17 protein-coding genes are annotated in these 21,248 nt (G+C 52.3%); 13 read left to right on the top strand and 4 right to left on the bottom strand.

Annotated elements, in window-relative coordinates; genetic code table 11:
* From ACEW8P_RS17510 to dgoD, 4 genes are all read left to right on the top strand, one after another.
* A partial coding sequence (locus tag ACEW8P_RS17510) for an enolase C-terminal domain-like protein (RefSeq protein WP_373514367.1) occupies positions 1-1,036 on the top strand: 1,036 nt, incomplete at its 5' end.
* A gap of 133 nt (positions 1,037-1,169) precedes the next feature.
* Positions 1,170-2,192: a LacI family DNA-binding transcriptional regulator gene (locus tag ACEW8P_RS17505; protein ID WP_373514366.1), complete on the top strand. Its 1,023-nt coding sequence runs from the start codon at positions 1,170-1,172 to the stop codon at positions 2,190-2,192.
* Between the two features lie 23 nt (positions 2,193-2,215).
* A complete protein-coding gene (locus ACEW8P_RS17500) occupies positions 2,216-3,457 on the top strand; it encodes a mandelate racemase/muconate lactonizing enzyme family protein (RefSeq protein ID WP_373514365.1) in 1,242 nt (413 codons plus the stop codon).
* Between the two features lie 152 nt (positions 3,458-3,609).
* The gene (dgoD, locus tag ACEW8P_RS17495) at positions 3,610-4,854 is read left to right on the top strand and encodes a galactonate dehydratase (protein WP_373514364.1); all 1,245 of its coding nucleotides are present in this window, start codon (positions 3,610-3,612) and stop codon (positions 4,852-4,854) included.
* 20 nt (positions 4,855-4,874) lie between these two features.
* On the opposite strand, the gene ACEW8P_RS17490 is transcribed toward dgoD, so the two are convergent.
* Entirely contained in the window at positions 4,875-5,243 is a 369-nt protein-coding gene (locus ACEW8P_RS17490; protein WP_373514363.1) for a VOC family protein, read from the bottom strand.
* Positions 5,244-5,304: 61 nt separating this feature from the next.
* On the opposite strand from ACEW8P_RS17490, the gene ACEW8P_RS17485 reads away from it, so the two are divergent.
* From ACEW8P_RS17485 to ACEW8P_RS17475, 3 genes are all read left to right on the top strand, one after another.
* Positions 5,305-6,426 carry an alginate lyase family protein gene (locus ACEW8P_RS17485; RefSeq protein ID WP_373514362.1) on the top strand — a complete coding sequence of 374 codons (1,122 nt, stop codon included), beginning with the start codon at positions 5,305-5,307 and terminating at the stop codon, positions 6,424-6,426.
* Between the two features lie 178 nt (positions 6,427-6,604).
* Positions 6,605-8,920 (top strand): DUF5916 domain-containing protein, encoded by a 2,316-nt coding sequence (locus ACEW8P_RS17480; protein WP_373514361.1) that lies wholly within the window; start codon positions 6,605-6,607, stop codon positions 8,918-8,920.
* Between the two features lie 123 nt (positions 8,921-9,043).
* Positions 9,044-10,123: a 2Fe-2S iron-sulfur cluster-binding protein gene (locus ACEW8P_RS17475; RefSeq protein ID WP_373514360.1), complete on the top strand. Its 1,080-nt coding sequence runs from the start codon at positions 9,044-9,046 to the stop codon at positions 10,121-10,123.
* An 8-nt stretch (positions 10,124-10,131) separates the two neighbouring features.
* On the opposite strand, the gene ACEW8P_RS17470 is transcribed toward ACEW8P_RS17475, so the two are convergent.
* Positions 10,132-10,731, bottom strand: coding sequence for a hypothetical protein (locus tag ACEW8P_RS17470; RefSeq protein ID WP_373514359.1), 600 nt, complete (start codon positions 10,729-10,731; stop codon positions 10,132-10,134).
* 111 nt (positions 10,732-10,842) lie between these two features.
* Between ACEW8P_RS17470 and glpK the strand changes: the two genes are divergently transcribed.
* The 6 genes from glpK to ACEW8P_RS17440 all read left to right on the top strand — a co-directional run bounded on the left by glpK (position 10,843) and on the right by ACEW8P_RS17440 (position 18,687).
* Complete coding sequence (glpK, locus tag ACEW8P_RS17465; protein WP_373514358.1) at positions 10,843-12,357, top strand: glycerol kinase GlpK; 1,515 nt, start codon at positions 10,843-10,845, stop codon at positions 12,355-12,357.
* Positions 12,358-12,421: 64 nt separating this feature from the next.
* The gene (locus ACEW8P_RS17460) at positions 12,422-13,234 is read left to right on the top strand and encodes an exonuclease domain-containing protein (RefSeq protein WP_373514357.1); all 813 of its coding nucleotides are present in this window, start codon (positions 12,422-12,424) and stop codon (positions 13,232-13,234) included.
* A gap of 105 nt (positions 13,235-13,339) precedes the next feature.
* On the top strand, positions 13,340-13,675 hold the full coding sequence (gene nuoK / locus ACEW8P_RS17455) for an NADH-quinone oxidoreductase subunit NuoK (protein ID WP_189562538.1): 336 nt from the start codon (positions 13,340-13,342) through the stop codon (positions 13,673-13,675).
* A gap of 50 nt (positions 13,676-13,725) precedes the next feature.
* The gene (gene nuoL / locus ACEW8P_RS17450) at positions 13,726-15,660 is read left to right on the top strand and encodes an NADH-quinone oxidoreductase subunit L (protein WP_373514356.1); all 1,935 of its coding nucleotides are present in this window, start codon (positions 13,726-13,728) and stop codon (positions 15,658-15,660) included.
* A gap of 93 nt (positions 15,661-15,753) precedes the next feature.
* A complete protein-coding gene (locus ACEW8P_RS17445; protein WP_373514355.1) occupies positions 15,754-17,202 on the top strand; it encodes a NuoM family protein in 1,449 nt (482 codons plus the stop codon).
* A gap of 96 nt (positions 17,203-17,298) precedes the next feature.
* Positions 17,299-18,687 carry an NADH-quinone oxidoreductase subunit N gene (locus ACEW8P_RS17440; protein ID WP_373514354.1) on the top strand — a complete coding sequence of 463 codons (1,389 nt, stop codon included), beginning with the start codon at positions 17,299-17,301 and terminating at the stop codon, positions 18,685-18,687.
* Between the two features lie 149 nt (positions 18,688-18,836).
* Here ACEW8P_RS17440 and ACEW8P_RS17435 read toward each other — a convergent pair whose 3' ends face one another.
* Both ACEW8P_RS17435 and ACEW8P_RS17430 read right to left on the bottom strand, forming a co-directional pair.
* Positions 18,837-19,775, bottom strand: coding sequence for a helix-turn-helix domain-containing protein (locus ACEW8P_RS17435; protein ID WP_373514353.1), 939 nt, complete (start codon positions 19,773-19,775; stop codon positions 18,837-18,839).
* 171 nt (positions 19,776-19,946) lie between these two features.
* Positions 19,947-21,113, bottom strand: a complete 1,167-nt coding sequence (locus tag ACEW8P_RS17430) for an acyl-CoA dehydrogenase (protein ID WP_373514352.1) — start codon at positions 21,111-21,113, stop codon at positions 19,947-19,949.
* Positions 21,114-21,248: the final 135 nt, after the last annotated feature.

Genomic DNA, 21,248 nt, shown 5'->3' with positions numbered 1-21,248 from the left:
TAATGGCAAGGACGTTGACAATATTGAGGATATTTGGCAGGGCGCGTATGTAAGCTCGTACTGGCGCAATGGCCCTGTACTGAACAATGCCCTCAGCGGCCTGGATCAGGCACTTTGGGACATAAAGGGCAAACGCGCCGGAATGCCCGTCTACCAATTGCTGGGTGGCAAAGTGCGTTTCGCGATTCCGTGCTACACTCACGCTAACGGCAACTCGCCCGAGGCGGTGGCCGAAGACGTGCAGAAGTTCCAAGCGCAGGGCTTCAAGCACGTACGCATTCAGCAGGGTGGCTACGGGGCCGTGGGCGCCACGGCCCAAACGCCCGACTACAAAGCAGCGGGCTTCGGCGGCGCGACCGACAATTTCATGAATGAGCAGGCGTACCTGAAATCGGTGCCGATTATGTTTAAGACCGTACGGGAACGCGTGGGCGAGGAACTGGAACTCCTGCACGACATCCATGAGCGGGTGCAGCCAATGAACGCCATCAACATGATCAAGAAGCTGGAAGAATACCGTCCCTTTTTCATCGAGGACCCGTTCTCGCCCGAAAATATGGAGTGGTTCCGGCAGCTTAGGATGTCCACGACGGTACCCATCGCTATGGGCGAGCTCTTCAACAACATCAACGAGTTCAAGGAACCAATGGCCAACCGCCTGTTCGACTACATCCGCTGCCACGTCTCACAAATCGGAGGTCTGACGCCCGCCATGAAAATTGCGCGGCTGGGCGAGTGGTTCAACGTCCGCACGGCCTGGCACGGTCCTGGCGACGTGTCGCCCGTGGGCCACGCCGCGCAGGCGCACATTGACTTCGCGATCTGGAATTTCGGCATTCAGGAAGCCGTGAATTTCTCCGACAAGATGAAGGACGTCTTCACGGGCTGCCCCACGATGAAGGACGGCTATATGTCAGTCAACGAGGTGCCCGGCTTCGGTGTGGACATCAACGAAAAAGAAGCCGCCAAGTACCCCATCGGCACCAAATCCAACTGGCAGGTACGCCGGGCAGACGGGACAATTATCAGGCCGTAGTTTTAATTTTGAATGATAGAATGATAGAATGGCGGTTGGCCGCTGCCATAGAATATTGCTTGCGCCAGCCTATTCTATCACTCACTCATTCACTCATTCTATCATTGTACACGTGAGAACACGCAAGGTTTCCATGAAAGACATCGCTGCCAGAGCTGGGGTATCCACGGCTTTGGTGTCCTATGTACTTAGCGGGAAAGCTGAAGAAAACCGGGTAGGGGACGAGATGGCGGCGAAAATTCGGAAGATCGCCAAGGAGGTGAACTACCGTCCCAATCATTTGGCCAAAAGCCTGCGGAGCGGAAAGACCTTTACCATTGGGCTGGTGATTGCCGATATCTCAAACCCGTTTTTTGCCAACATTGCCCGCGTAGTGGAAGACGAGGCTCACCGCAATGGCTACACAGTCATTATTGGAAGTTGCGACGAAAATGCTGAAAAGGCCTGGGATTTGCTGAGTGTATTGATCAATCGGCAGGTGGATGGTTTTATCATCGTTTCTTCCGAGAATTCGGAAAAACAGATTTACTATCTAAAAGAGAAAAACATCCCCTTTGTCCTGCTGGACCGCCATTTTCCTGACATCCAGACCGACTTCGTCGCGACTAACAACTACAAAGCCTCCTACGATGCCACCACGCATCTGATTCGGGGAGGCTACGAGCGGATTGGGTTGTTTGCTTACCAGTCGCAGATGTTCCACATGGCGGAACGGATTCGCGGCTACCGCTATGCCCTGCGCGACCATAACATCGCATTCGACCCGAGTTGGTTGCAGAAAGTGCATTTTGAAACAATGGAACAAGAAGTCAAAGCCGCCCTCGACGAAATCATTTCCTCCGGCCAAAGGCTGGACGCGCTGATCTTTGCTACTTATGGCTTAGCGATCAACGGTTTGAAGTGTATCAATAAATTGCGCTTGAAAGTACCATCCGATCTGGCCATCGTGAGTTTTGGACAAGCCGAAGGTTTTGATCTATACTATTGTCCCATTAGTTTTATGAAACAGCCCATTGAGCTGCTGGGTAAAACCGCGGTAGAATACCTCATTGGTAAGCTCAACAATCCTGATGAAGGCATGATGCAAATCCTGATGGAGGCGAAGCTAGTCGCGCGGGATTCGTCAATGGCGAAGAAGGTAGAATTAGCAGAATAAGTACTCAGATAGAAACCGCTAAGATGCAAAGACGAAACTTTCTAAAATCCACTGCCCTCGGCTCCGCCGCCGTACTTTCCGGCTTGCCATTGTACCAATCTGAGGCCGCCTCCAACTTAAAAATCACCAAAATCCGCTACTACGCTGCGCCGGGCTACAACAAGCCGCTGTTCAACCAAGCGCGGGGCATCGTTGAAATCGAAACCGACGGTGGCATCATCGGCATCGGCGAAGGCGGCTCAAAAGATATGATCGAGCAGTGCGCCCAGATGCTCATCGGCGAAGACCCGTTCCGCATCGAACACTTGTGGCAGTACGTCTATCGCGGTATGTTCTACCCGCCGGGCCGCGAAAAACTCCACGCTTTGGGCGCTTTGGAAATGGCGCTTTGGGATTTGAAGGGTAAAGCCCTGAAAGTACCCGTGTACGAACTACTCGGCGGTGCGACCCGCGACTACGTTGAATGTTACGCCACGGGCTTCCGTCCCTCTACTGCCAAAACTGATGAAGGGCGCGCGCGCGACTGCATCAAGGCGGGCTTCCGCGCCTACCGCATCGGCCCAACGGGCGGCAACGGCGAAGAACCCTTCGACTACTACGAAAACGTCAAGAAAACCATCGAGCATTGCAAGCGCATCGACGAAGCCGTGGGCGGCGGCGGCCACTGGGCCATCGACCTGCACACGCGCTTCGACCTGATCGATGGCCTGAAAATCTGCACTGCGCTGGAAGAACTCGAACCTTACTTTATCGAAGACATTGTGCGGTCGGAGAATCCCGGCGTGTACAAAAATGTGCGTTCCATGACCAAAGTACCCATTGCGGTCGGCGAGCAGTACGGCGACCGCTGGGACAGCAACGAACTCATCGAAGACCGACTGATCGACTACACGCGCTTTACGCTGCCCAACACGGGCGGCATCGCCGAGTTCAAGAAACTGGCCGCAATTTGCGAAACACATTATGTAGGCATGATTCCGCACTTCACGGGGCCGCTGTCCACGGCCGCGCTGGTACATGTACTGGGGTCGAGTAGCCCGTCGCGTTGCATGATGGAGTTGGGCGGTGGTGAGGTCGAGCGCCCGCCCTATTTCAACGAGGATTTTATCAATTTCAAGAATGGTAAACTCTACCTCAACGATGCACCCGGCCTGGGCGTAAAGTTTGATCCAAAGAAAGCCACTTTCGTGATGGAGGTGAAGGAAAAAACCAAATTCCCGCACCCGATTTTGAAGGCACCGGACGGGTCGATACATAACTGGTAGGGGGGCAGGATCTCTGGTTGGATACATTTCAACGAGGGGTTAATGGTCAAAGGTCAAACGGTTAAATGATTTTTGTCTAAACTGAATAACGCGAAAGCAATATAAGAATGCCGTTTGACCCTCAACCGTTTAACCTAGAAACCAAAGTTGCTATGAAAACAAACGCTATCTCCCGCCGCAGTGCCATTCAATCCGTCCTCGGTGTCGCGGGCATGACTGCCATTGCCCTTCCTAAAGCTTCTTACGCTGCCGCTGCGGCACCCGAGCCATTTCGGGCGTATGGCCAAGTCAAAATCACCAAACTGGAAACCTTTTTGGTGAAACCACGCTGGATTTTCCTGAAAATCCACACCGATGCAGGCGGCATTTATGGCCTGGGCGAGCCGCTATTGGAAGGCCGTGCGTTGACTATCGCCACGGCCATCAAAGAAGTAGAACCCTACCTCATCGGCAAAGACCCGCGCCAGGTAGTCCACCACTGGCAGGCGATTTACCGCCATGCCTTTTACCGCGGCGGCCCAATTCTAACCAGCGCCCTAAGCGGCATCGACCACGCCCTCTGGGACATCAAAGGAAAATTACTGGGCGTACCCGTCTACGAACTACTCGGTGGCCCAACCCGCGACCGCGTCCGCATTTACGGACGGGCTTCCAATGCCGAGCAAATCAAGCAACGTAAGGCCGAGGGCTTTACCGTCATCAAAACGGGGGTAGCTAAGATAAACCCGGCCAACATCGTCGAAAACCCGAAATTCATTCAGTACGCGGCCGATAACTTCGCCTCCCTGCGCGAAGCGGGCGGTCTGGACATGGATATAGCCATCGACTTCCACGGCAACATTTCTCCGCAAACGGCCAAGGTACTTATCAAGGAATTGGAGCAGTACAAACCGATGTTTATCGAAGAACCCTGTCAGGCGCAGAATGTAGACACGATGGTGGACATCGCGCGCGGCACCCACTTGCCGATCGCCACGGGCGAGCGGATTTTTACCAAGTGGGGCTTTCGCGAAATTTTGGAAAAGGGCGCGGCCAGTATCATTCAGCCCGACCTCTGTCACGCGGGCGGTATCACCGAAGGCCGCGTGATCGCGGGCATGGCCGAAGCCTACTACGTTCCCATTGCTCCGCATAACCCAATGGGGCCGATCTCTCTGGCCGTGGGGCTCAACCTGGCCGCCAGCATTCCGAATTTCCTCGTGCAGGAACAGGTTTCGCTCGGTGAAGGGTACTTGAAAGAACCCTTCAAACTACAAAGCGATGGTACGGTGATGATTCCCCAAAAGCCCGGACTTGGCGTAGAATTAGACGACGAACAGATGAAGGACAAAATCGGCCACGACTGGAAGAATCCTGAGACGTACAATGCCCTGGATGGATCGGTGGTGGATTGGTAAGAATCAATAAGCCCTTTGCGTTACTGCTTAAACTCAAAAAAATGCCACAACACGCCCGACGGGTCGTGCATGAACAATTCCCTACCCCATTCGGAGTTTCTGATTTCGGAGAATCTAACCTTCTCGTATTTTTCGTGCAGTCCTTTTGCCAGTAGTTCGGCGGTGCATTTCTCAACGTCGTCCACTTCCAGCAGAATCATAGAATTGTCTACCCAATCTTTCACGTAGGCATTTTGGAGGTAAAAACCCAGGTTGTCATTGACTTTGAAAAGGCTCATTTTGGAGTCGATGACTGATTCTTCAAAACCGAGGGCTCTGTAAAAATCCCGTGATTCATCGAAGTTTTTTGCGCCAATGAATGGCCTGATTGCTTTTGGCTGGTAGTTCATAACTGCTTTTGTCTTTATCGTTGACAACCATAAAGATATCCAATATTCTAAAAGGCAGACAATGAAACTCAGCTCTCTGTTTCTATTCCTGTTCTTCCTCCCGCGCCTCACTCAGGCCGAAATTCCTGAAACGCTCCTCCTGACTCCGCCACAACAAAAGTACCTGCGCCAACTCATCCAAACCAATCCTGACGCCAAAGCACTGTGGTTAAAAGCGGAGCGGGAGGCGAAGGGGTACTTGAACGACCAGCCGCGCCCATTAAAGGTGATTCACTACGAGGGCTTACTGGATACTAACCCTAACCGGATCGACACGGAAAAGAGCTTGCGCGATATGGATAAACTTGCGGCCTGGCTGTTCGCCTATTATGCTACGCAGGACGAAGCTTACGCCAAAAATGCCAAGGAATACATTGTGGCCTGGGCGAATACCTACCAGCCTACGGGTAATCCCATCAACGAGAACAAATTCGAGCCGCTGATTCATAGTTATCAAACCCTGCGAAAGTACTTTTCGCCCGATGAGCGGGAGCGGGTGCAGACGTGGCTTAGCAAAATCGCGGCGGCCGAAATTGCTTACCCGCACATGCCGCAGAATAATTGGAAGACCAAGCAAATTAAATTAGTAGGAACGATCGGACTGATCGTGGGTCGCGAAGATTTCGAGCGATATGCCGTGGAGGATTTGAAGAAATACATCGACCATGCCCTGTACGACGACGGTGAGACTTTTGACTTGCGCCAGCGTGATGCCATGGGCTATCACGTGTCGGGTCTAAAACCCCTGCTAGTCATAGCGATCACGATGGATCAGTTCAGAAACGATAAGGGTGGTATCAAGATATTCGACTACCAAAATCCGGCGGGCGGTAGCATCAGGAAATCTGTCGATTACGTGGTTCCCTACGCGCTTGGTGAGAAGGTGCACGAAGAATGGGTCAACACGAAGGTGGAACTGGACAGGCAACGGGCCGCCGCCGGGCTGGCGCACTACCAACCCGGCGTACCTTACGAGGCAGAACGGTCGCGGGAGCTATTCGAACTGGCTTCGTACTTCGATCCTGAATATCAAAAAGTACTCCGACACCTGGCTGGGGGCGGAAATCAAGAATTCGATTCCTGGTTTGCTATGTTAATAACAGCAGTGCGGTCTGGAAAAAATGAGCCAGGAAGTAAGAATTAGCCCGTGGGTTTAAGTTTTGAATAGGGGAAAGCCGGATAATTTTACGTCGAATTTTCGGGGGCTTTTCAATAAGCGCCATGATTGGTTGAAAGGGCGTTCAAATTGAGGTGAACAATTCGACTCCAAGCCGTAGTTTTGCAGACGATTCATTGAAGATCTCTCAATACAGCCTTAACTTTTGAAAAAATACTACTTCCTCGTTTCTTTCCTCCTTCCTGCATTCTTCCTTTCCTCTCTTTCAAAGGCCCAAACCACCAACGAGGAAAACTACCGGCTGCACATCCGCAAGGCTATAGGGACGATCGTGCTGGATGGACGCCTTGACGAACCCGACTGGCAGGCTGCCGAGGTGACCAGCCCCTTCCGACAGACGTTCCCTTATGACACCTCCGCCGCCGTGCAGCAGACCGAAACCCGGATGACTTTCGACGACGAGAACCTTTACATCAGTTACGTAATATATCAGCCACGCAACTACGCCGTGCAGTCATTACGGCGCGATTTTCCGCAGGGTGGCGGCACGGATCTTATCATCGTAAACCTGGATACGTTCAAGGACAAGCAAAATGCCTTCCATTTTGCGGTGAACCCTTACGGTGTGCAGCGTGAGGGGTTACTGTCGAACGGCGTGGACGTGACCAACGACTGGGACAACAAATGGTACACCGAAGTGACCAACTTCGATGACCGATGGGTGGTGGAATTGGCGATCCCCTTCAAAACATTGCGCTATAAGATAACCGAAGGTACCAACGAATGGAACGTCAATTTTTTTCGTAACAATCTGGACATCAACGAGCGCTCGGCCTGGGCGCCTATTCCGCGGGGAATACGGAGCAACAACATCGCCTTTTCCGGCCTACTCATCTGGGATGCACCGCCCCCGCAGCCGGGTGTGAATATCTCGCTGATCCCCTACGTCTCGTACAATACAAGCCGCGACTACCTCAACCAAAAAGACGGCGTAGGCAAACCCGGCCTGGGCATCGACGCCAAAATTGCCATAACACCTTCGCTCAACCTAGACCTCACAGTGAACCCCGATTTTGCGCAGGCCGAAGTGGATCGGCAGGTTACCAACCTCAGCCGCTTCGAGCTTTTCTTCCCTGAGCGGCGACAGTTCTTTCTCGAAAACAGCGACTTGTTCGCGGGCTTTGGGACGGGCGGCGTGTCCAGTAGTAGTTCCGGGAGCGGCGGCGGGGGTAGTTCGTCGGTTATCACGCCTTTCTTTTCGCGGCGCATCGGTATTGGGCGCGACAGCGTCACCCGCGCCAACGTGGTGGTACCAATTCTGGCCGGGGCGAGACTGAGCGGTAAAGTCAGTAACCGCTTGCGCGTGGGGCTGCTCACAATGCAGACTGCTGCCAAAGAAAATGTGCAGGCTTCGGCCAACTACTCAGTGCTGGCCTTGCAACAGCGGGTTTTCTCCCGCTCTACATTAGGGATGATTCTTGTCAACAAGCAGAGTTTCCCGACTGCCGAAGACAACCCGAATCCCGCCCTGGCCTACAACCGCATGGCGGGCGTGGACTACAAGCTGGCCTCACGCGACGGCAAATTGAGCGGCAACTTCTTTGTTCATAAATCGTTTACACCCGATAGCCCGCGAGACGCCACGGCTACGGCGGCCACGCTCGACTACAGCAGTTCACGACTGGACTTCGCAGCGGGTGTTACGCGCATCGGGGCCGGGTACAACGTCAGCCAAATCGGCTTCGTACCGCGCAACGACCTTTGGCGTACTTCACCCAGTGTGGCTTACTCGTTTTTTCCTAAAAACCCGCGCATCAACCGCATCGTGAATAGCTGGGGTTTGGGCATGGATGGTGATATGCGGATTCAGGCCTCTACGGGCAAGTACACCGACTGGGATTTTTCGCCGATCCAGTTCTTCATGCGCTTCAGCGACAATAGTTCGTTCCGCCTCACGCCCGTTCGTACCGACTACACCTACCTGTTTGACCGCAGCTTCGACCCGGCTAATCAGGGCGGCAAGGCTCTACCGCAGGGAACGGCCTACCGCTACCGCAGCCTGCGCGTTTCGTACTCGTCCAACAGCGCCGATCTCTTCAATTACGACCTGAGCGGTCGCTTCGGTACTTACTTTAACGGTAATATCACCAACCTTACTACTAATTTCAGCTACCGCTACCAGCCGTTCGTCAACCTGTCGGTAGATGTGAGCTACAACCGCATCGACCTACCCGAAACCCAGGGCTTTTCCGACGCCACGCTCGTGCTGGTCAGTCCGCGCCTGGACCTTACGTTCAGCAAGACCGTGTTCCTGACGACCGTGGTGCAGTACAACAATCAGGTCAACAACGTCAATCTCAACACCCGCCTCCAATGGCGTTTCAAGCCCGTGTCGGATTTCTTCGTCGTCTACACCGACAACTACTTCGCCACCGACCCGGATCACCCTTATAGCCTTGGCTGGCTGAATTCCAAGAACCGGGCGCTGGTTTTGAAGCTTACGTACTGGTTCAATGTCTAAATTAACGGACACGGAAAACATTGATGGCGCGGGGTAGTTTTCCATCAAAGTCGTACTTTTGCGGCCTGAAAGAAAAGAAAGATTCTGTTCAACAGAGAAAAAGCAGACTGTGCCAACCACCCCATGAGTAAGTACTATTTTTTAAAAATAAAAGAAATCACCCAGGAAACGCCGGACGCCGTTACGCTGCACTTCTGGCACCCGCTGAGCGAGGTGGTCAAATACCAGCCCGGGCAGTTCCTGACGCTCCTCCTGCCGCAGAACGGCAGTAAAGTCCGCCGTTCCTACTCCATGTCGAGTTCGCCTTACACCGATGTGTCGCTGGCGATTACCGTAAAGCGGCTACCGGGCGGCTTTGCGTCGGAGTACCTGACGAAGGAAGTGAAAGTGGACGACGTGCTGGAAGTGATGGAGCCAATGGGGCATTTCGTGCCGAAACTCGACGCCGACCAAAAGCGTAGCGTCGTACTGATCGGAGCGGGCAGTGGGATCACGCCGCTGATATCCATCGCCAAGTCGGTGCTGATGGTGGAGCCGGAAAGCAACGTTTGTCTGCTGTACGGTAATCGAAATGAAGACAGCATCATTTTCAAAGATCAACTGGACGCTTTACAAGCCAAGTACGGTGAGCGTCTGCAACTTATTTATGCGCTCAGCCAGCCCTCGGCGGCCTGGCCCGGCCAGACAGGGCGGCTCAATAAAAGCCAAATCCTGAAAATCATGGAAGGGCTGCCTAAGCCCGATCCCACTGAAACCGACTACTACCTCTGTGGTCCCGACGACATGATGGAGGAAGCTAAGCGCGCCCTGGACATCCTGGCCGTTCCCGCCGAGCGTATTCACAAGGAAAGCTTCCTGACCGCCACCACTGCCAAAGCCCACGGCGACGTGACCGAAGCACCCGAAGCAATCGACGACGATTCACCCAAGGGCCACGAGGTGACGGTCATGTACGAAGGCAGTGAGTACAAGTTTCGGGTAGAGCCGCACCAGACCGTGCTGGAAGCGGCGCTGGATTTGGACATAGATTTGCCCTATTCCTGTCAGGCGGGCATGTGCACCGCCTGCATGGGCCGCTGCGTGTCGGGCAAGGTACATCTGGATGAAGAAGACGCGTTGTCCAAAAGCGAGCTGGAGGCGGGCTTCATCTTAACTTGTGTGGCCCACCCGATGAGCGACGACGTGGTGCTGGAAGTGGAGTAGTTTTCGGGCTATGCCTCGAATCCGTCTTCCAGCATCAAGTTCCAAAGATTCATTTCGTGGTCGTCGATGACTTTAAAGGGTAAATCCCAACGAATGAATTTCCATTCTTCCAGGTTGTCGGCGACAAGAATTCGCTGAGAAGAAGAAAATACCCAAATTACCCGCTCGACGCCCCATTGAAGCAGCCGTTCGGTTTTTTTATGGAAATAGTCTTCCTCGCTGGTAAAGTAGTCTGACTCGTCGGCTTTGATGTCCACTTCTATTACTACGCTTGGTGGGATATTAGCGTATTTGAGGGAGAGCAGTTCCTTATTCGACATACCTTCCCGGAAGATGGCTATATCAGCCGAGAAGTTAGTCCCTTTGGCAGAATGAAGACCCAGTTCTCCCGGTCCAAAGCGATAGCTCTTGGGAAGGATCATCATTAAATGTCTATTGATGATATTAGTGATCGTCCATTGCATCATGCTCGTTCCCATATTGATCTCCTCAATTTTTTTTAGCCCCAACACATAATCCTTGTACCCTTTTCGGTAGATCGGGTGTCCGTCGAACTCTTCATAAATCAATATCTTCGGAATTTCTGCTACTTGAGGAACCTGTTCCATAGCTACTTACTTTGGTGAGTTTTTCAAAGATAGCCAAAAAGTGTCATATTGAAGGGTACTTCCAGTATGGATATTGACGAGAAATCATTCATCACTCATCATTAGATTTTTATGTCCAAATACGTCGCCGCCATTGATCAGGGTACTACCAGCACCCGCTGCATCTTTTTCGACCGCCAGGGTAATATCGTTTCCGTAGGCCAAAAGGAACACGAACAGATTTACCCCAAGCCCGGCTGGGTAGAACACAATCCCGATGAGATTTGGAAAAACACGCTGGAGGTTATTGCCCTGGCCCGCATCAAGGCGTCAGCTACCGTAGGTGACGTAGCCGCCGTCGGCATAACTAATCAGCGCGAAACTACCGTCGTCTGGAACCGTCGGACGGGCAAGCCGTACCACAACGCGCTAGTCTGGCAGGATACCCGGACGGGGGCACTGGTCGCGCAATTTGAAAAAGAGGGCGGCATCGACCGCTTCCGCAGTATTACAGGTTTGCCGCTGGCGACGTATTTCAGCGGCCTAAAACTAAAATGGCTGCTGGACAACGTCGAGGGTCTGCGTGCCGACGCCGAGAAGGGCGATGCGCTCTTCGGTAATATGGACACTTTCCTGATCTGGAATTTGACTGGCGGCGCGAAGGGCAGCGGCTCCCGGGGCGGCATCCACGTCACGGACGTGACCAACGCCAGTCGCACCCAACTCATGAACCTGCGGACACTGCAATGGGACGCGTCGATGCTGAAAACCTTTGGAATTCCCGAAGCCATGCTACCCGCCATTAAAAGTAGCAGCGAGGTCTATGGACACGTAACTTCCGAGTCACTGCCGGGCGTCCCCGTTGCCGGCGCGCTGGGCGACCAACACGCGGCCCTCGTCGGGCAAGCGTGTTTTGAGCCGGGCATGGCCAAGAATACCTACGGAACGGGCTGTTTCTTAGTCATGAATACCGGAGACGAAATGCAAATGTCGGAAAAGGGACTGCTCACTACCATCGCCTACAAATTCGGCGACCAGCCCGTGCAGTACGCGCTGGAAGGCAGCATTGCTATCGCGGGTGCTTTGGTGCAATGGGTGCGCGACAACCTGGGATTGATTGAAAAAAGCAGCGATATCGAGACACTGGCCCAAAGCGTAGACGACAACGGCGGCACGTACTTTGTTCCGGCCTTCTCGGGCCTCTACGCACCCTACTGGCGCAACGATGCCCGCGGCGTCATCGCCGGACTGACGCGCTACGTGACGAAGGGCCACATTGCCCGCGCCGTGCTGGAAGCTACCGCCTACCAAACCGTAGACGTAGTCAACGCTATGGAAGAAGATTCGGGCATCGAGCTAAAATCGCTGCGTGTAGATGGAGGTATGGTCGCTAACCAAATGCTCATGCAGTTTCAGTCGGATATGCTGAACGCTCAGGTCGTGGCCCCCGCCGTGGCCGAAACTACCGCCTTGGGCGCGGCTTATGCCGCCGGACTGGCAGTGGGTTACTGGAAAGACCTGGACGATTTGCGGAAGAACTGGGCGATTGACAGTACCTGGAATCCGGCGATGGAAGAGGAGGAGCGCAGTCGGCTTTATAAAGGTTGGCAAAAGGCGGTGACAAAGTCGTTTGGCTGGGAGGAGTGAAGTTAATTTGCTTACCTTCGCGGCCCGGAACATAACAATATTGAATTAAGAACGATCTCCTCCCGTGCCTCATCAACTACAATTAAAACGTCCCCTTGCCTTTTTTGATTTAGAAACTACCGGTACCAATATCGCCAAAGACCACATCGTTGAGATTTCGGTAGTAAAGGCGATGCCCGACGGTAGTGAGGAAGTCAAAACGTGGCGGCTGAATCCCGAAGTACCGATTCCGTTAGAAACCAGCTTGATTCACGGGATATATGACGAGGACGTGGCGGACTGCCCTACGTTCAAACAAATTGCGCGAAACCTGGTCGCTTTTCTGGAAGGGTGCGATTTGGCGGGTTTCAATAGCAACCGCTTCGACGTGCCGCTGCTTGTGGAGGAATTCCTGCGGGCCGACGTGGATTTCGACGCCAAGGGACGCCGCCTGATCGACGCCCAGCGCATTTTTCACCTTATGGAACCACGCAACCTGACCGCTGCCTATAAGTATTACTGCGGGAAAGATTTGGTCGGCGCGCATGGGGCAGAAGTGGATGCCCTCGCTACCTACGAAGTACTAAATGCCCAAATCAAGCACTACGCCGACGTGTCCGTAACCGACGGCGATGGCAATGAGTCGGTACCGATTCATAATGACATGGACAAGCTCCACATGTTGACGGCCTCACCCAACGTAGATTTCGCCGGACGGATGATTTTTAACGAGCAGGGCGAAGAAGTTTTCAACTTTGGTAAACACAACGGCAAGAAGGTAGTTGATGTACTCAAAAAGGAACCTGCCTTCTTTGATTGGATTATCAAGAACGACTTCCCGCTCGATACCAAGCGCCGTCTGACTGAGATCAAACTCCGCGCGCTGACCAAGCGATAGAACAATCATGGTTTCAAGGCTTGAGTAAGGAATTTTTATCTTTAAATTTGCCCGAATTTTACGGGTCAAAAGGCCTGTAAATCTACTGTCCAAAGGCTTTTTTCCATGCAGGAACCCTCGATACCGGATATAATCCAACTTATTCCGCTCAAAAGCTACTTGATTCTTAGCACGGCTCTTTTCGTGATTGGCATCTTGGGGGTTTTGATCCGTCGCAATGCCATTGTTATTTTTATGTCGGTGGAGTTGATGCTCAATTCAGTCAATTTGTTGTTGATCGCCTTCTCCTCTTACAAATCCGATCCTTCCGCCCAGGTTTTCGTCTTTTTTATCATGGCCGTAGCCGCCGCCGAAGTCGCGGTAGGTTTGGCCATTATTGTCATGATTTATAGAAATACCCGGACAATCGACATTGGGTTTTTAAATAAATTGAAGGGGTAAATTCAGTGGACAGTTGACAGTGCCGCTGGGCAAAGACTATAAATCAAAGTATGCCTATTACATTACTCGTTTTAATCCCTTTGCTTCCCCTGATCGGCTTTCTGATCAATGGGATCGGGTTTCGACATATTCCCAAGGGAGCGGTCGGGCTGATTGGCTCGCTGGCGGCTTTGGGTAGTTTTGCCGCGTCGGTGGCGGTGCTGCTCGCTTTCAAAGAGGGGGGCAGTCAGCCAATGGTAGTTTCGCTGTTCGACTGGATTCGCGTTGGTGAGTTGAACATTCCGTTTTCCTTCCAGATCGACCAGTTGTCGCTGTTGATGCTGATGATTATCACGGGCGTAGGTTCGCTGATTCACATCTACTCCATTGGCTACATGAAGCACGATCCGGGTTTTGGGAAATTCTTCTCCTTCCTGAACCTGTTTCTGTTTTTCATGCTGGTGCTGGTGCTGGGCTCCAACTACGTCATCATGTTCATCGGCTGGGAGGGCGTCGGGCTCTGCTCTTATCTGCTGATCGGTTTTTGGAATAAAAACACCGACTTCAACAACGCCGCCCGCAAAGCCTTCATCATGAACCGCATTGGGGATTTGGGCTTTCTGCTGGGCATTTTCACGATCATTCATGCCTTCGGAACGGTCGAATACACCGAAGTTTTTCGTCAGGCCACTGGACTACCCGTAGGTGACCACGTCGTGTTCGCTATAACTATGCTGCTGTTCGTGGGAGCGATGGGTAAGTCGGCGCAGATTCCGCTCTACACCTGGCTGCCCGACGCGATGGCGGGTCCCACGCCTGTGTCGGCCCTGATTCATGCGGCCACGATGGTCACGGCAGGAATTTACATGGTCATTCGCTCCAATGTACTGTACACGCTGGCCCCCGAAACGCTGGAAATTGTGGCGGTCGTCGGCGCAGTAACGGCCCTATTTGCGGCTTCTATCGGCCTTTTGCAAAATGACATCAAGAAGGTTCTGGCTTATTCCACAGTGAGTCAGCTAGGCTATATGTTTCTGGGTTTGGGCGTGATGGCTTACTCGGCTTCCATGTTCCACGTCATCACCCACGCATTTTTCAAGGCACTGCTGTTCCTTGGCGCGGGCAGCGTGATTCATGCCATGTCCGACGGGCCGGGCGGCGATCCGCAGGATATTCGCTTTATGGGTGGACTGCGGAAGAAACTACCTATCACCTTCATTACTTTCGCCGTGGCTACCTGGGCCATTGCCGGACTGCCGCCCTTCGCAGGCTTTTTCTCCAAAGACGAAATCCTGGCTCATGCCTTTGAACACAACAAACTACTTTGGGGAATCGGGTTGCTGGGTTCAGCCATGACATCCTTTTACATGTTCCGGCTGCTGTTCCTGACTTTCTTCGGTAGTTTCCGGGGTACTTCCGAGCAGGAAAGCCACCTGCACGAATCGCCCGCCGCCATGACCATTCCGCTGGTGATTCTGGCTATTTTCTCGGCAGTCGGCGGTTTCATCGGTGTTCCCGAAGCATTGGGAGGCACGCACCAATTGGCCGAGTTCATGAGTCCGCTTTTCGACGCCGCGCGGCAGGTCAGCCCCGAAGCATTTGCGGCCACGGCTCTTACGCATTCCGAAGAGTACATTTTGATGGCAGTGTCGGTCGCTGTGGCGCTGATTGCCGCCGCAGTAGCTTACGTTATGTACATCAGCAGAAACGCCGTCCCTGCTCCCGAGTCCGAAGCACGGACGGGCTTGGAAAACGTAGTCTATCACAAATACTACATCGACGAACTGTATGACGCGGTTTTCGTGAAACCTATAAAAACCCTTTCCGGCCTGCTGGCGAGTTTCGGCGAATTTTTCATCGACCTTTTTGTGGAGGGTACGGGAAAAATAGTCAAAGGACTATCTAATCTGGGCCGCCAAACCCAAACGGGTTCCATTGGCTACTACGTCTTCGCGATGGTCTTGGGGGTCGTGGTGGTGCTGTTTTGGAATCTGCTTTTAAAATAATGATAGAATTTTGAATGATAGAATGATAGAATACTGAATGTGGTGTAAAAAGTATTCTATCATTCTATCATTCACTCATTCAAAATTGAGTTAATGCTAACGATTCTCCTCATACTCATTCCCCTCGCGGCCGGGCTGCTGACGTTCTTTTTGGGCGGAAGCAAGGCGAAGCAAATCGCCTTAGCCGGGGCTTTGGCCGAGCTGGTGATCGCTGTGTTTATCTGGACACAGTTCAATCCGGCAGGCGGGGCGCAGTTTGGCTTTAATTACGACTGGATCGCCGGTTCCGGGATTTCCTTTGGCGCGTCCATCGACGGCATCAGTATGCTACTGGTGCTGCTGACGACCTTTTTGGTGCCGTTGATCGTACTTTCGGCTTTTGGGCATAACTACAAGAATCCGTCGGCCTTTTACGCGCTGATTTTATTTATGGAATCGGCCCTAGTGGGCGTCTTTACGACTACGGATGCCTTTCTCTTTTACCTCTTTTTCGAGGCGGCGTTGATTCCGGTATATTTCCTGGCTGCCGTTTGGGGTGGGGAAAATCGCTTGAAGGTCACATTTAAGTTTTTTGTCTACACGATTTTTGGTAGTTTGTTTATGCTCGTGGCGTTGGTGTACTTATACTACCAAACACCTGGCACGCATTCTTCAGCCATTACGGCTTTCTACGACTTACAGTTGACACCTGCCGCGCAAGGTTGGGTATTCTGGGCGTTTTTCATCGCCTTTGCCATCAAGATGCCACTGTTTCCGTTCCACACCTGGCAGCCCGATACGTACACTGAGTCGCCCACGCCGGCCACGATGCTGCTGGCGGGGATCATGCTGAAAATGGGCGTGTATGGTCTCATTCGACTTTTGCTGCCAATTACCCCATTGGCATTGAACGAATGGGGCGGGGTGGCTATCGTATTGTCCGTCATTGGTATTGTGTATGGTTCCATCATCGCCATTCAACAGCGCGACATGAAGCGGCTGGTGGCTTATTCGTCTTTCGCGCACGTCGGTCTGATGGCCGCCGGAGCTTTCTCAACTACCCTCAACGGGATGCAGGGAGCCTTGATCCAAATGCTGGCCCACGGCATCAACGTCGTGGGTATGTTCTTCATCATCGACATTATTTTCAGTCGTACCAATACCCGTTACCTCGATCATCTGGGCGGCATTACGCAAAAAACACCCAGCCTGAGCGTCTATTTCATGGTGATGCTGCTCGGCAGCGTGGCCTTGCCACTCACGAGTGGTTTTGTGGGTGAGTTCCTGTTGCTGGCCGGGGTATTCGAGTACAACAACTGGCTGGGCGCCATCGCCGGACTGACTATTATTCTGGGAGCAGTTTATTTATTGAGAATGTTCCAGAAAGCAATGTTTGGCGAAACGTCTATCAATACCGAGCATTTTGCAAAACTGACTCTTAGTGAACGAGCGGTACTTATCCCCCTGACCATCATGGTTTTTTGGATTGGCATTTATCCCGCTACATTCCTGGAAATGACCGAACCGACGGTTAACCAACTTTTGAGATTTATACATAATTAATTTTGAATGAGTGAATGATAGAATGATAGAATACTGCTTGCGCCAACTAACGGCTATTCACTCATTCACTCATTCGCTCATTCTATCATTGAATACATGATCCCTATCATACTCCTCTCTTTCCTGGGAATCGTCGTTTTGTTTTTGGGTTTCGCAAAAACTAAGGCTATCCTTTTGCCTGCGACGCTGCTGTTTTTAGCCATTGGCCTGGTTGGCAATTTCGTGGAGTGGAATCAAGGAACGATTCTGTACTTCTATAATATGTTGGCGGTGAACAACCTCTCGCTGGCCTTCAACGGCATTGTGCTGGTTTCGGCGTTCATGATTGTTGCCATGACGCGCGGCTTTCAGGATGATGATGAAGCGCAACCTGCCGAGTACTATGCCATTATGCTTTTCTCGCTGGTAGGTGCATTCATGATGATTGGTTTCGAGAACCTCATCATGCTTTTCCTCGGGCTGGAAATTCTATCGGTAGCCATGTACGTGCTAACGGGCAGTGACAAACGAAACCTGCGTTCCAACGAGGCGGCTTTGAAGTACTTCCTAATGGGAGCCTTTGCTACGGGTATTCTGCTGTTCGGCATCGCGCTGCTGTACGGAGCTACGGGTTCGTTCAGCCTGACGGGAATTTTCGCGTACGTCGGTCAGGGCAATCCTTCCTATCTGCTGTACGGCGGATTGCTACTGGTACTTATTGGTATGCTGTTCAAAGTGTCAGCGGCACCGTTCCACTTCTGGACACCCGACGTTTACGAGGGGGCCCCTACGATCTTCACGGCTTTCATGGCCACGATTGTAAAGACGGCTGGTTTCGCGGCCCTCTATCGGCTGCTTTCACACTCCTTTATCGGAATCTACGATTACTGGTGGATTACGCTGGCGGTCATTACGGTGCTAACTTTGCTGGTAGGAAACATCATCGCTGTTTATCAGGATAGTTTTAAGCGAATGCTGGCTTATTCCAGCATTTCCCACGCGGGCTACCTGCTCATTGCCCTTACCGCCATGACGCCCCAAACTGAAAACTCCATCCTGTTTTACTCAATGGCCTATTCGGTGGCGACAATCTGCGCCTTTGGGGTACTTATTCCGCTGGCGCGGGAAAAGGCCATGACTGGCAAGCCGCGTGAAACGTACGAAGCCTTCAATGGTCTGGCCCGCCACAATCCGCTGCTGGCTTTTGTGCTGACGGTGTCGATGCTTTCGCTGGCAGGCATTCCGCTTACCGCCGGATTCTGGGGTAAATTCTTCGTCTTCGGAAGTGCCGCCGAGCGCGGTATTATTTGGCTGCTAATCGTCGCTGTACTGATGTCGGCAGTAGGGATTTACTACTACTTTCGGGTCATTATAGCAGCTTACATGAAGGAAGGCGACACCGCTGAAATCCGTGTCGCGCCTTTTTATCAGATCGTTCTGATCTCGGCTACCATCATTACAATTCTTTTCGGCGTCGCGCCGGGGTTGTTTACGGGGCTGGTGTAGGATATTTCAGGGCAAAACTCGAATAGCAAATTCGACGATTAGGCGCGATAAATCGCGTCTCTACAATACGAAAAGCCGCAGGACGAATCCTGCGGCTTTTTCGGTATCGTGGCAGAAGCACGCCGGGGCACCGTCCACTGTCAACTCATTTAAACGTTCATCAGCGACTCGCGGCGGCGCATTTTGCCCGCCGGGATGCCGAACATCATCTTAAAGCGGCGACAGAAATAGGCGGTGTCCTTATAGCCCACGTCGGAACCGATGGCGCGAATGCTCTTCTTGGAAGTACGCAGTAGATCTACTGCCTTTTCCATACGCTGGTACTCGATGTAGTCCTGTGGGTTGATACCCGTAAGCATCTTAAAGTACTGTCCTACGTAATCTTCCGATACGTTAGCAACGTTAGCCAGTACTTTATTAGACAGATCGCCGCCAAGGTTGTCCTTGATGTAGGCAAAAATATCGATCAGGCGCGGATCTTTAAAATAGGTACTGTTAGTGACCAACTGCTCGACGAACAGCTTATTTTTAAGGATATAGCGGATAATCTCAATCACTACCTCCTCGGTTTTGATCTTGATGACCCGGCCTTTTCCAGCGATGTCGTTCATGTCCTCGGCCAAGATCTGGTTGATCGTATTGGCGATCTGGTCGTCGCGCTTGATGAGGAAAGGCGGCACGTCGAGCGACGTAAAGAAATTAACAGTGTCGAACACTTTGGCCTCAAAAGAGACCAAACCAAACGAATTGGGCAGCTTTCCAATCGTCAGCGGGTCGTAGCCCGACTGAATGTAGTTGTCGCGATTGGTCATGAAATCCTCGTTCGAAACCGTCTTGGCCAAATTGGAACTGCCGTAAGTCACCGTGGCGTGCTTGCCACCGGGGATAAACAACATATCGCCTGCCTCTACCTCTTGAGGTTCGTCGTCACCTTCAACGGCGAAGGAAACTTCGCCATCGTAAAGGATGGTCAAAGAGTTCTGGACATCATAAAAGTTCTTAATCGTGATGGGCTGGTTCATCTGGATATGCCGCGATTTCACGAACTTCACTCCGAGGGATTCAATGATCTTGTTGTAATCTTCCATAGTATATTTTTTGGGGCGCTATAATGCTCAAAATCCTAATTTTGTACAAATCTAATAAATTGCACAAAACTAATACAAGCAAATTACAATTAAATTTCAAAAAAAAGTGCGCGTAATTCTTAAAATAGCGCACACTTCTACCGAAAAATTCAACTTGACCCCTATTTTGCCCTATTTGACAAGCTCCCGAGCGATCACCAATTTTTGTATTTCTGAGGTACCCTCATAAATCTGGGTGATCTTGGCGTCACGCATCAGCCGCTCTACGTGGTACTCCTTCACATAGCCGTAGCCGCCGTGGATCTGCACGGCTTCGGTCGTTGCCCACATCGCCACATCGGAGGCATAGAGCTTAGCCATCGCGGCGGATTTGACGTAGTCCTTGCCTTCGTCTTTATCCTTAGCCGCCTTATACACCAGCAGCCGCGCCGCCTCGATGCGCGTCGCCATGTCGGCGAGCTTGAACTGAATTGCCTGATGGTCGAAGATCGGGTGCCCAAAAGTAGTACGCTCCTGGGCGTACTGTAGCGCCAGCTCAAAGGCTCCGGCGGCGATGCCGAGCGCCTGCGCCGCGATGCCGATGCGCCCGCCGTTGAGTGTACTCATGGCGAATTTGAAGCCGAAACCGTCTTTGCCGATACGATTTTCCTTTGGTACTTTCACATCTGAGAACATCAGCGAATGCGTGTCCGACGCCCGAATGCCCATCTTGTCTTCTTTGCGCCCTAGCGCGAAGCCTTCGCTGCCTTTTTCCACGATCAGGCAGTTGATGCCCCGGTGCTTTTTTTCGGGATTAGTCTGCGCCATAACCAGGCAAACCGACGCCGTGCCACCGCTGGTAATCCAGTTCTTCGTGCCGTTTAACAAGTAGTAGTCGCCCATATCCTGCGCCGTCGTGTGCTGCGAGGTAGCATCGGAGCCAGCCTCTGGTTCTGATAGGCAAAAGGCTCCAATAATCTCGCCCGTGGCCAGGCGCGTGAGGTACTTTTGTTTTTGTTCCTCACTACCAAAAGCCTCCAAACCCCAACAAACTAGCGAGTTATTGACCGACATGATGACCGAAGCCGATGCATCCACTTTGGATATTTCTTCCACCGCGATCGCGTAAGACACGGTATCCATGCCACCGCCGCCGTACTCTGGCGCGACCATCATGCCCATGAAACCCATCTCGCCCATTTTGCGGAGTAGATCTTTGTCGAATTTCTGCGCCGTGTCGCGCTCGATGACACCCGGCAGTAGTTCGCTCTGCGCAAAATCGCGGGCCGCTTCCCGCACTGCTTCCTGTTCTTCGCTGAGGTTGAAGTCTAACCCGACTTTTTCTATGAGTACCGCCATGATTTTTCGTGTATCGTTTGGGGATGAATGTTTGTAGTCAAGAATACAACCAAATCAACGTATCGGGCAAGTTAAAGTTTTTGTCCTAAGCCAAAATCGGTCAGTTTCGGGAGAAACTTACTAGTTTTGCGGAAA

It is taken from the genome of Persicitalea sp. (assembly GCF_041751555.1).
GTDB lineage: Bacteria > Bacteroidota > Bacteroidia > Cytophagales > Spirosomataceae > Persicitalea.
The sequence above is the reverse complement of the archived record's forward strand: the minus strand, read 5'-3'. Positions and strand labels throughout refer to the sequence as shown.

Excerpts from the sequence above, each read along its gene's own strand:
- ACEW8P_RS17505 (WP_373514366.1), top strand. The coding sequence starts at position 1,170 with ATGAAAGACATCGCTGCCAGAGCTGGGGTATCCACGGCTTTGGTGTCC.
- ACEW8P_RS17500 (WP_373514365.1), top strand. The coding sequence starts at position 2,216 with ATGCAAAGACGAAACTTTCTAAAATCCACTGCCCTCGGCTCCGCCGCC.
- dgoD (WP_373514364.1), top strand. The coding sequence starts at position 3,610 with ATGAAAACAAACGCTATCTCCCGCCGCAGTGCCATTCAATCCGTCCTC.
- ACEW8P_RS17490 (WP_373514363.1), bottom strand. The coding sequence starts at position 5,243 with ATGAACTACCAGCCAAAAGCAATCAGGCCATTCATTGGCGCAAAAAAC.
- ACEW8P_RS17485 (WP_373514362.1), top strand. The coding sequence starts at position 5,305 with ATGAAACTCAGCTCTCTGTTTCTATTCCTGTTCTTCCTCCCGCGCCTC.
- ACEW8P_RS17475 (WP_373514360.1), top strand. The coding sequence starts at position 9,044 with ATGAGTAAGTACTATTTTTTAAAAATAAAAGAAATCACCCAGGAAACG.
- ACEW8P_RS17470 (WP_373514359.1), bottom strand. The coding sequence starts at position 10,731 with ATGGAACAGGTTCCTCAAGTAGCAGAAATTCCGAAGATATTGATTTAT.
- glpK (WP_373514358.1), top strand. The coding sequence starts at position 10,843 with ATGTCCAAATACGTCGCCGCCATTGATCAGGGTACTACCAGCACCCGC.
- nuoK (WP_189562538.1), top strand. The coding sequence starts at position 13,340 with ATGCAGGAACCCTCGATACCGGATATAATCCAACTTATTCCGCTCAAA.
- nuoL (WP_373514356.1), top strand. The coding sequence starts at position 13,726 with ATGCCTATTACATTACTCGTTTTAATCCCTTTGCTTCCCCTGATCGGC.
- ACEW8P_RS17445 (WP_373514355.1), top strand. The coding sequence starts at position 15,754 with ATGCTAACGATTCTCCTCATACTCATTCCCCTCGCGGCCGGGCTGCTG.
- ACEW8P_RS17440 (WP_373514354.1), top strand. The coding sequence starts at position 17,299 with ATGATCCCTATCATACTCCTCTCTTTCCTGGGAATCGTCGTTTTGTTT.
- ACEW8P_RS17435 (WP_373514353.1), bottom strand. The coding sequence starts at position 19,775 with ATGGAAGATTACAACAAGATCATTGAATCCCTCGGAGTGAAGTTCGTG.
- ACEW8P_RS17430 (WP_373514352.1), bottom strand. The coding sequence starts at position 21,113 with ATGGCGGTACTCATAGAAAAAGTCGGGTTAGACTTCAACCTCAGCGAA.